7 protein-coding genes are annotated in these 13,432 nt (G+C 37.9%); 5 read left to right on the top strand and 2 right to left on the bottom strand.

Annotated elements, in window-relative coordinates; all coding sequences use genetic code 11:
• Window positions 1–43: 43 nt before the first annotated feature.
• The 5 genes from EA772_RS12710 to EA772_RS12690 all read left to right on the top strand — a co-directional run bounded on the left by EA772_RS12710 (window position 44) and on the right by EA772_RS12690 (window position 7,504).
• Complete coding sequence (locus tag EA772_RS12710) at window positions 44–1,810, top strand: ATP-binding protein (RefSeq protein ID WP_124913562.1); 1,767 nt, start codon at window positions 44–46, stop codon at window positions 1,808–1,810.
• Window positions 1,811–1,910: 100 nt separating this feature from the next.
• Window positions 1,911–3,134, top strand: coding sequence for a metallophosphoesterase (locus EA772_RS12705; RefSeq protein ID WP_168187539.1), 1,224 nt, complete (start codon window positions 1,911–1,913; stop codon window positions 3,132–3,134).
• Between the two features lie 75 nt (window positions 3,135–3,209).
• Window positions 3,210–3,836, top strand: coding sequence for a M23 family metallopeptidase (locus EA772_RS12700; RefSeq protein WP_124913561.1), 627 nt, complete (start codon window positions 3,210–3,212; stop codon window positions 3,834–3,836).
• Window positions 3,837–4,482: 646 nt separating this feature from the next.
• Complete coding sequence (locus tag EA772_RS12695; RefSeq protein WP_124913560.1) at window positions 4,483–6,069, top strand: membrane dipeptidase; 1,587 nt, start codon at window positions 4,483–4,485, stop codon at window positions 6,067–6,069.
• A gap of 235 nt (window positions 6,070–6,304) precedes the next feature.
• Entirely contained in the window at window positions 6,305–7,504 is a 1,200-nt protein-coding gene (locus tag EA772_RS12690) for a GAF domain-containing sensor histidine kinase (protein ID WP_124913559.1), read from the top strand.
• A gap of 45 nt (window positions 7,505–7,549) precedes the next feature.
• On the opposite strand, the gene EA772_RS12685 is transcribed toward EA772_RS12690, so the two are convergent.
• The gene (locus EA772_RS12685) at window positions 7,550–11,395 is read right to left on the bottom strand and encodes a TIM-barrel domain-containing protein (RefSeq protein WP_124913558.1); all 3,846 of its coding nucleotides are present in this window, start codon (window positions 11,393–11,395) and stop codon (window positions 7,550–7,552) included.
• 157 nt (window positions 11,396–11,552) lie between these two features.
• Window positions 11,553–13,424: a RagB/SusD family nutrient uptake outer membrane protein gene (locus EA772_RS12680; RefSeq protein ID WP_124913557.1), complete on the bottom strand. Its 1,872-nt coding sequence runs from the start codon at window positions 13,422–13,424 to the stop codon at window positions 11,553–11,555.
• Window positions 13,425–13,432: the final 8 nt, after the last annotated feature.

Here is a 13,432-nt window from a genome sequence, read left to right as displayed (position 1 = left end):
ATTTACCAAAAAAGTTTATCTTTGCGCACATACATTATAGTTAATGCTGAAAAACATTGATTTTTTAAACATCAGAGATCGCAAAATAAGCATTGAATCTAAATTGTTTGCTGTATTGTGTTTATGTCTTATTATCGTTTCGATAATCAGTATCATCTCAAATTTTATTATTGGATTATCCTGGACAGTAAATCTTTCCATCACGTTTAATCTTATTATCCATTTTTCATTTTACTACTACGCGTTAAAAGATAGGGTTTCAGAAAGCGGCCGCTTCTGGTATTTTATGTTTAACTGTGCTACCATGTTCCCCGCCTGGTTCTTAAACGGTGGATCGCTGGGTTCTACACCGGTATTCTTAATATTTTACCTCAGCGTGGGCATTCTTTCATTGTCGAAAAGATATACAGGTTGGTTTATTTTGATATTTTCTGCGACAGCAATGCTTTGTCTGGTTTTCGAAAATATTTTTCCTTCGCTAATTACACCCTACCCTAATGAAGCAACAAGAAGTTTCGATTTAATCTGTGCGTTTTTCAATATCTCATTTATGATGATTCTGATGCTTGTTTTTTATAGAAAAGTGGCAGAGTTTGATCAGTTTTTGCTTCTAAAAAACAAAGAACGATTAGAAGCTTCCCAACAAAATTTAATTCTCGCCAAAGAAGCGGCTGAGTCAGCAACAATTGCCAAGTCAACTTTTTTGACCAACATGAGCCATGAGATCAGAACGCCACTTAATGGGATCATTGGCGCTTCCGAACTTTTAAAATTAACCAAACTGGATGACGAACAATCGGAGCTGCTTAATACATTGCAGGCCAGTAATAGCATCATGATTGATATTGTGAATGATTTGCTTGACATTTCGAAAATTGAAGCCAATAAAATGGAAATCCATAACCATCCCTTTAACTTTCGAAATTGTATAAAGGACGCAGAAAATATCATCAGGCCACTATTCAATAGCAAAAACGTACAATTATTAATCGAAGTAGCCAAAGATGTACCTGATATCGTTATCGCTGATGAAATTCGATACAAACAAATCATCATCAACCTGCTTAGCAATGCGATAAAGTTCACAGAGGTTGGCTACGTGAGGTTGAACGTCATATTTTCTTCAGAAAGTAACACGCTGATTTCATCTATTAAAGATACAGGAATAGGAATTGATCAGGAAGACATGGAAAAGCTTTTTCGACCATTTTCTCAGATTAATCCATCGCTTACCAGAAAATTTGGTGGAGCTGGCTTAGGCCTGGCCATTTGCAGAAAACTTGCAGAAATGATGGGTGGCAATATTTCAGCGGTCAGCGAACCTCGCATGGGTTCAGAATTTACGTTCAAAGCCTTGATTGAGCAACATTACAACAATAAAATATCAAAACCGCATCATCCAAAAACGAATAACAATTCGTTGCCTATTGCGGGCATACACATTCTTATTGCGGAAGACAACATTTTTAACCAGATGATTACCTCAAAAATGCTTGAAAAAGCTGGCTATAAATTTAGTATTGCCAGTGATGGTATTCAGGCCTTAGAGATGGCGAAAGATGTTCACTACAACATTGTTTTGATGGATATGCAAATGCCACACATGGATGGCGTAGCCGCAACAATTGAAATTTTAGAACTTTACAAAAACAAAGATATTACCCCACCGGTAATAATTGGGTGCAGCGCCAATGCTATGCAGGAAGATAAATACAAATGCCTGAATGCTGGAATGAAAGATTTCCTACCTAAACCATTTACTCTAGATGATATTCGTTCCGTAATGATTAAATGGACAAAAGTTGATTAGTAACTTAATCAAACTATCGTAAAAATATTTTAACGGATTAGTTTTGATCGAATTAATCGTAGTTTAAAATCTATTTTTACGGCCATTTAGCTTATTATTTATGAAAAGAAAGATTAACATCTTCCCTATACTCGTCATTATTTTAGTTTTTTTTGCCCTGAATGCCTACGTGCTTTCGGGTTTTGGCACCTTTAGCCCGTCTGCTTCTTTCGCTCCGTTTTTTTGGGTATTTGTAATATCATTAACAGTAGCGCTGTTTTTTGCAATTAGCCAGATGCGGGCGCACGGCATGAGTAAATTTTTTCAAATCATTACACATGTATTTTTAATTATGCTCACTGCCGAGGTGGTTTTCGCATTTTTTCTGCTCATTGGCGATGTATTTGGCTTTTTATTATCGATACCTTCCAGCTTCGAACCGCAAGGTTATCAGGCTTTAGGCAGAAATGTTTACTGGGTAGATTTTGCCTTCATCATGTTTTGCTTAACCGTGGTGTTATTTATCTTCGGAATAATAAGAGGTAAATACGCCTACAGAGTTATCAAACACACTTTATATTTCGATGACTTGCCTAAAAGTTTCGACGGTTTTACTATCACTCAAATTTCTGATGTGCATGCAGGAAGCTTTACCAAGCCCAAACAAGTTCAGAAGGGAATAGATCTTATTAATGCACAAAAAAGCGATTTATTTGTCTTTACCGGAGATCTGGTTAATAATGCCGCATCTGAAATTGTTCCCTACATTGGCCACTTTTCTCAAATTAAAGCACCTTTCGGTCAGTTTTCAGTTTTAGGAAATCACGATTATGGCGACTACGTGAAATGGCCATCAGAAACTGATAAAACAAATAATTTGCAGCAGTTAAAAGCTCACCATGCAGCACTTGGATTTAGACTTTTACTTGATGAACATGTTGAATTGACCAAAGATGGAGAGAAAATAATCCTCGCTGGAATTGAAAACTGGGGACTTGGGTTTGGGGAACGTGGAGATTTGCAAAAGGCATTGGCAGGTACCTCGGCAACAGATTTTAAAGTATTACTGTCTCACGATCCTTCTCACTGGGAAGCACAGGTAAAGAATAATCCTTCTAAAATTCAACTGGCTTTGGCTGGGCACACCCATGGCATGCAATTTGGCATTGAAGCTTTTGGCATAAAATGGAGTCCGGTTAAATACCGCTACAAGCATTGGGCGGGAATTAAATCTGAAAATGGTCGATATCTAAATGTAAACAGAGGTTTTGGTTTCATTGGCTTTTCGGGCAGAGTTGGTATCTGGCCAGAAATTACGGTGATAGAATTGAAAAGAAAAGTTTAATTACCACAGCTGTAACTAAAAGTATAGTAGATAATTTAATCGATAAATGGTATCTTGTTCTGAAATTATGACCAGATGAAATTTGTTTTACTTCTTCTATGCTCATTATCAGTTTTAGAGGCACCAAGCATTGAAAAGGACCGGGATCGTTGGAAACCTTATTATTCGGATGTTGCACCACAGAAAACTGCCGATAAATGGTTTCTTCCATTTGATGTAGCTGACCGCATCAACACACGAAATATCAGCATCATTAGTATTTTTGGCGATCATAGAGATAGCTACTACAAGGGTCATATCCATACCGCTATAGATATTAACCCTGTAAAACCAAAGGCTAAATTAATACCAGTTTATGCGATGGCGAATGGAGTGGTTTGTTCGGTTCACCTGGGCGAAAATCAAAAAACGGTTGTTGTTCGTCATACTATGAAAGACGGCAAAACTATGTTTACCAGTTACAAACACTTAAAAGAAGTTTATGTAAGTAATGGAAAACAAGTTGACCAGAACACCAAACTGGCCCGTTTATTTACTAAAGAAGAAAGCAAGATATATGGGGGCGATTATCATCATCTCCATCTGGAAATCAGGAAAAAATTTGATGATTATGGCTGTGCCAGTTGGTTAACCTTTAACAATGCTCAGCTCAATGAACGATTTTATAATCCTCAGGATTTTCTAAAACAAAATATCAAATGAATTAATGAGTTGGTAACATTTACATCAACTTAAAACCTTTTACACACAAAAAATTTATAATGGAAATTGCTACAGGCATAAACCTAATCAACCAATTTCCATGTTTTACTCAGAATTTGCGGGTAAATGAAATAGATATATATTCGTTTAAGAAGCGTTAATTTAGAATCGGGGAATAACCTAAGGGTTAGTCCCTGTTCTTGTTTTGGCCCTTTTTTGTCCTCCGTTTGCTTATCACCTTGCCAGCTGGGGATAATCATTTACCGTAACAGCTATAAATATTTTTGTTTCATAAGATTGGCCGAGGTTCACATTTTATTGGTACAATTTATACAGTTGTGGCGCATAAATCGCTGATTAAAGTAAAATGTAAAAACTACTCAATTAATCTTGAGACATCAAAAACAGATAGATTCGATTTTCCGCGAAGGGAACACGCATAAACATTTACAGGAGTGTTATTATTTAGACAGACAAATAAAATCAGACATAAATACTTAAAAACCAGTATTGTAATAAAATTTATTTGTAGATAAATTAGTGCGTTTTTTAAAATCCTTGAGGGGAAAATAACATTTTCGGAACGAACTAATGAAATGGAATAAGGATTAACCGATGGTTTAATTATTGACGGATTGATTTAATTATGGCCTTTTTTGATCTACACAGCCACCCAGGATTGAAAACATTGTTTCTTCCTCAAAATGGAAATCAGCTTTCAGCATGGCGAACACTTTCTCCAAAAGATGGAATACTCGGCAATATTTTAGAATCTCAGGCATCACTTAAATTATTGTTTGAGAAAGGGAATATCAATTTGATTTGTTTAACGCTCCATCCGCCTGAAATTGGAATGATAGATCAGGTACTCCTAAAAATTGCTGCAAAATTTTTGTTTCCAACGCTAATTAACGCTGATCGCCTGAGAGAGATGTACACATTAACTGCTTCCTATCAGGAAACTTTTCATCAGGAATTTTTGAATATTACTGCTGCCCCACGAGCGGAGGATGACATCAACCCAACTAAAAAATTAAAATTGCTAACAAGCATACACGATTATAACCCAGAAGATTTCGATACCCTTCACATTGTTTTAAACATAGAAGGCGGACATACGTTTTATGATTTAAATAACCGCGTAAAGGATATTGAAAAAGTAATAGATAATTTCAATGCGTTTGTTGCAAAAGGATATAAAATCTTATACTTTACTCCTACTCATTTAACACCAAATGAATTTATCACCCATGCTTATGGCAATAAAATTTTAACCAAGGGGCCGCTTCTGCCAAAAGGAATTGGGTTTAGCCCTTATGGAAAAAGAATAGTTGAAAATGCCTATCAGAACGGCGTACTCATTGATATTAAACACATGAGTTTGGTATCAAGAAGGATTTTCTATCAACTCCGAAAAAGAGGTTACCTTCTCCGGAAACCTATTATTGCAAGCCACGTTGGTTTAGTTGGTAACTCATGGAATTTCTTTAACCAGGATGTCATCAACCCAATAAAAAAAAGCTATGGATATAAAGTTCACTGGCTAAAAAATGCCGGTATTTTTGACGATACATATTTTTACCCTCTTTCTATTAATTTATACAATGAAGATGTGAGAGAGATTTTGGAAAGCGATGGATTGATCGGCCTATCACTTGATGTTAGGATTTTAGGTGGGAAAGATAAACCCGGCAGCATACAGAAAGATTTCTACAGCCACGAAGAATTTGAACTGTTAATGTCGGAAAATGCTGATCAGCAAATTGAACTGCTCTGCAAAAATTTGCAAGAAGGCATAATTAACAATGGAGATACTAAAATCAATGCCAATAATCCCGAGCCAGAAGACCTTGAAGATTTGAAAGAAGGAGAAGATGAATTAAATGATATCATTTCGCAAAGAACAACTGATGGTCCTTTTAGAAAAAACTATAATTACCATTTGCGCTTAATTGTCAACCACTTGCTCAGAATATATCAAATTACCGAATGGGAAGACATGCAGATGCCATGGAATAATATATGTATTGGTTCTGACTTCGATGGACTGGTCGAAGCCATTGACTGCTGTAGAAATGTTACAGAGTTTGATAGTTTCGCACTGGCACTGACTAAAGCGCTGGATACCGGTGCCAAACAAAAACAAATTGATTTAGGCTTAAGCACTGAGAAAATTGTAGCCAAGCTGATGTACGAAAACGCCGTAAACTTTATGCAGAAAAACCTGACCTAACAAACTTGAGAAACTCTTACTTTCTCAATAGCTTAAAACTGATAGGCAGCAACTAATTTCCTTTTCGATAGGTAGTTATAAACCCGCTTCATAAAAAGCTGTGATTGATCTACCGTCTCTGTTAGATGCATTTCTAAAACTTTAAGGGGTTCTTTTGTGAATTTAAGAAAGTTTGGCTAAAACAAATCTTCGGTTATTTAGTTTACCTTTAAGCGCAATAATTTTAAAGCACTCTATGATCATCTATCCCTTGCCACCAAACGAAAATGAACGACTTTCTGCATTGGGGGCTTACAACATTTTAGGTAGTGGAAAAGATTGTGACTTTGATGATCTAACGCGTTTGGCAGCTGAAATTTGCCAAACACCTATTGCTTTAGTCACAATTTTAGGGGAAGATACGCAATGGTTCAAATCTGGCTTCGGTACTGATATTAAACAGACGGCGAGAGAAGTTGCCTTTTGTTCGCATTCAATTGCCGGCAATGGCGATATTATGATTGTAAATAATGCAACGCAAGATCATCGCTTTGTTGAAAACCCATTGGTTACCGGCCACCCGGATATTGTTTTTTATGCCGGCGTTCCTTTAATAAACCCCGAAGGCTATGCCCTGGGCACCTTATGTGTAATTGATCATGAAGAAAAAGGATTAAGTGAAAGCCAGATCAATGCACTTAAAATTTTGGCCCGACAAGCACAGCATCAGCTGGAGTTGCGAAGAAAAGTCAGCGAATTGGAAAAAGTTAATACAGCCCTAAGTGAATCAAATCTGTTTATTGAAAAGTTTGCACAACGGGTAGCACACGATATTAAAAATCCGCTGGCGAGCATTATTCTTTCTGCTGAATCATTACGTAAGCGCTTTGATGCCGAAGGAGATGAAAAAGCTGTGAGATTGATTCAGATTGCTTTACGCTCTGCCAAAAACCTTGTTAATTATGTGGATGATATGCTTGATTATTCAAAAGCACCATCAACATTACTCGAAAAACAAGAAACAATTGATTTCAGGTTATTGCTCGAAAATTTAATCCCGATGCTGAACGTACCAAAAGATTTTAACATCAGCATGCCTGAACGGATCAACATTCATACATCGAAAATTGCGATTGAACAAATTATGTTGAATTTGCTCACCAACGCCATTCGCTACAATGATAAAGATAAACCGGAAATTCAGGTTTCCTGTGCTTTAGCTGAAGACCAATATGTACTTCAGGTGAAAGATAATGGCAGAGGCATCTCTGAAGAGAATCTTGAAAAGATATTTTTCGAAGGTTTTACAGTGCAGGAGCACGATCGGTTTAACCGCAAAGGAAACGGTTTGGGTTTAGATGCTGTAAGCAGCTTAGTTGGTAAAATGAGAGGAAGCATTAAGGTAGATTCTGTACTGAAGCAAGGTACAACCGTTTCCATTTGCCTTCCCAAATAAGTGATATAAAAGCGCCTTCACTTACTAATGAAGACGCTTTCTTTACTACATCTTCATTGATGAAAGCGATTGATCAACCAATATTCCTTTATTCATTTTTACACTGAAGGTAACCCTCCGTTTGGCCTTAAATTTAACTACAAATAAATCTTCATTACCTTTTAACGTGGCTTTGTTTCCAATATTTACAAACGTTGGATAAAGTACTTTACTGCCATCTGCATGCAAACGATCATAAGTTAGGTTTTCCATTGATTTTGTAGCGATCGTATCAACACCCACATATTCATAATCTTTGCTATCGTATGGCAAAGCAAAGCTCAAAGCATTTACATCTTTTAAGCCAATGCCCTTTACTTTAATTTCTACGATCTCATCCTTTTGAAAAACTGATTTCGACACATTTAAAACAACTTTTCCATCTAATTCAGCTTTCGCAGATATCCTTACGCCACCATCGAGCTGCGTCGCAACATTCGAAATATCAAAGGCATCAATTAATCCATTTTTATTAATATCACCCTTGCTGATGTAACCTTCGAAATCAGCATCACCTTTTCTCAATCCTGTATAATTGCTGTATGATGTAAGGTCATTACGATCGATGATTTTATCATTATTAATATCGCCGGCGATTGAAGCCTCACTTCCAGGAACCCTGAAAATGTACAATTCCCGTCCGGAGCCAAAACCTCCCGCTCCTTTTTCCACTGCGATTTTCAGATAACGGGCTGCCGGATTTCCGTTGAAGGAGATAATTTTCGGGTCACCATTGTTTTTCCAGTCAAAGTCGTTAACCTTTGTCCAGGCGGTTTTATCTTCGCTATAAAACACGCTGCCTTTCATTAATGTTCCGTTTCCTCCACCCTGACGCGGTAAATAGCTTAAACGATCCAACTTGTTCACGCCTTTTAAATCTATAATCATTTCGAAAGGATCTGATTTTACACCCCATTTCGTATGCCAGATATTTGATTCATCGAAATCAAAAAGTTTTGAAATCCCCTCTCCACCCTGATTTTCAGCAGTGGTTTTTGCATTGATACCTTTGATTGCGTATTGCAAGGGATTGGCAGCAGTGGTAACATCCAATTCCGTCCATTTCGAAACCCCATCTTTATTCACAGCCCTTAATTTGAGTAAGTATTTTGTTTCCGGAATCAAACCCTCGAACAAAAGCGTGGTATCTTTTACCGTAGAATAGAGCATTTCCTGGAAAAGAATTTCATAATAATCAGCATTCTGAACTTTATCCCATCCTGGTTTAAAGCTAAATGCTGTCCGAGAACTCTCATTAACTTTGAAATTTTGTGGAGCATTAAGCGATCCTTTTGAAACCAGAAGCTGATCACTCGACTCAGATTTAAATCCTTTAATCTCCAGAACAATATCATTCTTTAGAATATTTGTGGCAGCAAGTTTCACTAATACCAGTGGATTTTTTATGATTTGAACTTTTTCAAAATCTGATCCCTTACTACTAAACTGATTTAGATTTGGCTTCTCTTCATAAAAAAACACATTTTCGTTTTTAAGAAATTCTTCTTTGGATAATACCTCGGTTAATTTTATTTTGCTTTTCCCAACTTTTACAGCTATACGGCTTGGCTTTGCCGTTACATTAACACGCACTTCAGTTGTTTTATCGGCAACAAAACCATCGAAATTACCCTTCGTGACATTGATATGGATCAGGTTTACCGCATTGTTTACATCAGATTCAATTAGGGTAGTTGCCGCTTTTCCTGATTGATAAGCCTCGGTTGTTCCATCATCATCATATTCTAAAAAGGAGCTTTTTTCAAACGGATAAACTTCGTAGATACGGGTATTGCTTTTGATTTGCTTGACATTGTTATTCGCCGCAGTTACTGGAATAATGGAACCTGCCTTCACAAAAACGGGCAATTTCCACAATGGTGCATCGAAATTGTTAATCACACGGTCTCCCAGATATTGATTGCCGGAAAAATAGTCAATCCAGATTCCTTTTGGCAGATAAATCCCATTTCTGATGTCATTACCATCTTTATCCATTTTAGTTTCCTGATAAATCGGCGCAACTAAAAAGCTCGGGCCATACATAAACTGATACTGGGAAGCAGTACCATGCGTATAGGCATTAGGATCGGCCAAAAACATTGCCCTGATGATTGGGAGTCCATCCACTGCTTCTCTGGCAATACTATAACTGTAAGGCAAAAGTGATGATTTCAGCTTCAGATAATTTCGGTTGATGGAAGTAACTGGCTCGCCTAAAGCCTGCGGATACTTCTCATTTGAACCCCATCCATCCATGTTTAGCTGCATGGGTGTAAATGTTTTCCATTGAAAATCGCGGGTATTTACTGGTAGATTTTTGCCTCCGAAAATTCCGTCCATATCTGAAGTGATATTGGGCTGACCAGAAAGGCCCGACCCAATATAAGTTGGAATGTGAAAACGAATATATTCCCATAAGCCACCGGTTTGGTCGCCCGACCAGATGGTGGCATAACGCTGTGTTCCTGCCCAGCCATCAAGCGAAATAATAAATGGCCGATCATTGTTCCCGTAGTAAGGCATTGTTCTCGCTACATCGGCTACGCCATTTAAGCCGAAAGAATAGCCTGCGCCTACCCAGGCGACATCAGTTTTCAAAACCCTAACACCTGCATCTCTTACCTCACGAACAATATCGCGTTGCAACAATGGACTAATCCCTTCTTTCGGGTGTAAATCAGACTGTGTCCAGAGACCAATTTCTACGCCCTTGTTTCGGGCATAATCGCCTAAATCTTTTAAATTCTGGACATTCCCCTCCAAACTTTGTGTTTGTCCGTAACCTGCACCATAGCCATCGTTAGGTAAAATCCAACCGAATGGCATATCATGTTTCTCATATCGATCAATAACTGCCCGGGCAGAAAACTGGTAATTATTTTTTTCTCCATTTAGCGATTCGCGAATACCGCCATTAGCTTTCTGACTTTCTTTATATCTTTTACCATCTTCAAACAAAATTCCTTTTTCATCTTCTTTCCAGAAATCACGGTTATAAGCGTTAAGATGTCCTTCATAGAAACCAAACTTTGGAATCAATACCGGATTTCCGGTAAGTTGATAATAATCATTCAAAAGTTCCTTTGCTCCAGCATCAACCATGATAAATAGATCTAAATAGCTCGTTTCGTGAGCAAGATGCACCACGCCTTTTTCTTTTAAACCAAAATCATATCTCCCTTTTGAAAAGGTATACCACATGATTCCGTAACCTTTTGTAGACCAATAAAATGGCGTTGGAGAAGCTACGCCGCCATCTGTCCAGCTGTTCTGATTTTCAATTGAAATCGCTTTTCCTTTATGGGAGAACCGACCATTTTGAACACCTCCACCATAGAAAAATTCGCCGGTATCTTCTTTCAAAGCAATGCTTGCTGAATTTTTATCGAGTATAATTGGTGAGCTTTGTTCAAGCACCACGGCTTTATTTTCTAAGTTCAAAATCTTAATCAAACTGCTTTTTTTATCAATTTGAACTTCAATTTTTGAGGTTTTGATATTAATTGTGCCATTCTCGTCTTGAAGCGAAAGTTTAGCAATACGCTTCCTTGGATTTTCGACCAGTATCTCAGCGGCAGGCTTTGCTTCAGGACTGCGGATAAAACCACCATCTTCATCCTGGAATACCCTGAAAATATTTTCACCGTAGAAATCAATGGTTAATCGTTGTTTGTTAGATAGCTGCAGTTCAATAGTGGTTCCGTTAATTTGTTTAACAGTAAGCACCTCTCCGGCCAAATGATCCATCATTAACGTCTGAAGCGTTACACCTGCAGCGGCTTCATTTGATTGGAAAACGAAAAATAAGATTGCGGCAATTAAAATGGCCTTAAAGAATTTTAGTTTCATAAACAGAATAAACTTATCATAAAAGTAATGCTCTGGATCATAAAAGCAGACACCTATTTTTGCGCAAACGGTTGACTATGGAAATTTGTTACAAAATAAAAGCCGTAGCAATCTCAATCGCTACGGCTTAATCTGGTACTTAACCTAAATAAATTAACTAATAACCATTATTCCCAAATTCATCAGCATTGGTAATGGCATCCAAAAAGTATTGTGGAATTGGCCTAACGGTATGTTTTTTTGGATCAAAGTTTGGCGCAATGATTGGATTAGTTTGCTGAAAATATGCAGTTGATAAATTTCCTGTTCTTTTCAAATCAATCCAACGGGTATGCTCACCAGCCAGTTCGCGACCTCGCTCCTTTAAAATATAAGCAACGTTCATTTCAGCTGGTGTAGCCAACATTTCGTTCTCACGGCTGGTGATGGCAGCACGTTTACGGATTACGTTGACATAGTTTGATGCTTTCAGAAGATCGTTGTTCGCCAGGATGGCTGCTTCAGCTGCAATTAAGTAAACCTCGCCTAAGCGGATAATTGGAATATCGCCTAACCAGTTCTGATTAGATTGCGCATACATCTTACCTGAGAATTTTTTAAACGCCGGGAATATATTTATTAAACTCGGCTCATTCGGAAACGATGCTGGCAACTTATAGTTATTTGTTGCCGGATCGAAAAGATCATTAGGATCGGCAACCAGCGCCGGAATTTTTCTCTTATCAGCAGTGGGAATAGTCCAGTTCGGTGTAAAAACTGAAAGACCTACATCGTTGGCCATGTTTTTCTCCTCCTCAAAAGTACCGCCTGAAGCCAGAAAATAATCGGGTCCGGTGTAAGCCTGCCTGGTACTCAAAATGGTTTTACCAACAATAGATGGATCTTTTTGATAAGCCGTGGCCAGTGCAGCAGTAATTACTTTATCGGCACTTGCATAAAACTTGTATGTGAACGTATTTGCAAACCTGGTATCCGGTGTATTTTCCCTAGGATCGAAAATATTTGTTAACAGGTATTTTGTCGGCTTATATTGTTTTGAATTTGATCGGCCGTAAAGCACAGTAGTTTCAATTGTTCCCCATTCTGCACCCCTACCGCCTAAATCAGGTAAATAGTATTGGCGGGTACGACCTCTGTTGAATCCTTCAGGATTTAAACCAGAAACATCAATTGCCTGTAGGAAAAGGAATTCGGTGTTACTTTTATTGTTTTTCAAATCAAACGCTTTGGCAAAGCCAGAACGCGTAGCATCGCTGAGGTACAATGCTGCATTATATTTTGCAGGGTTGTTTATCAATTCTTCAGCTGTTGTTAAGGCTAATTGCGCATATTGCTCCTTTTCGCCTAAACGTGTGCGCTGCAAATATACTTTTGCCAGCATCGCATAGGCAGCCTTTCTAGCAATACGCCCTCTTAAAGCACCCTGGGTAATTGGCAATTTCTCGCAGGCAAACTTCAAATCAGAGATGATTACATCGTAAATCTCCTTTTCAGTACTTCTTTTTGGCTGGATGTTATTTCCCTCAGTTGCAGCTGATTTTGTAGTGAGGTAAACTGGACCAAACTGCTCTACCAGATTGAAATAAGCCCAGGCTCTCCAGAAATAAGCTTCAGCAACTTTTGCATCAATATCGGCTTGTGAGCTATAACCTTTAACTTTTGAACTAAATTCAATGGCTGTATTTGCAAGGCCGATGGCCGAGTAACAACCACCCCAAACAGTTTTAAGCGTACCTAAATTTGTATTTAAGGTATTATCATAAGTGGTGATACCGATATCAGAACCAGCATAGTTGATCCATAAGTCTGTACCCATTTCTGATGGACCAATAAAATCTACCTTCCCGTAGAAGAAATAATTATCAACGTAAATGGTATTGATTAATCCTTCCCATCCAGATTTGTTGGTATAGGCAGTCTCTAAAGTAGTCGCTCCAGGATTTACTTCATCAAGGTATTTTTTGCATGAAGTGGTGCTAAGCGAAAATACAACGATTAAGCCTAACGAATATTTATATAATGTTTTCATTTCCTTTT

This window comes from Pedobacter sp. G11 (genome assembly GCF_003860265.1).
Lineage (GTDB): Bacteria > Bacteroidota > Bacteroidia > Sphingobacteriales > Sphingobacteriaceae > Pedobacter > Pedobacter agri.
Note: the sequence above shows the minus strand (reverse complement) of the source record. Positions and strands in the feature narration are given on the sequence as shown.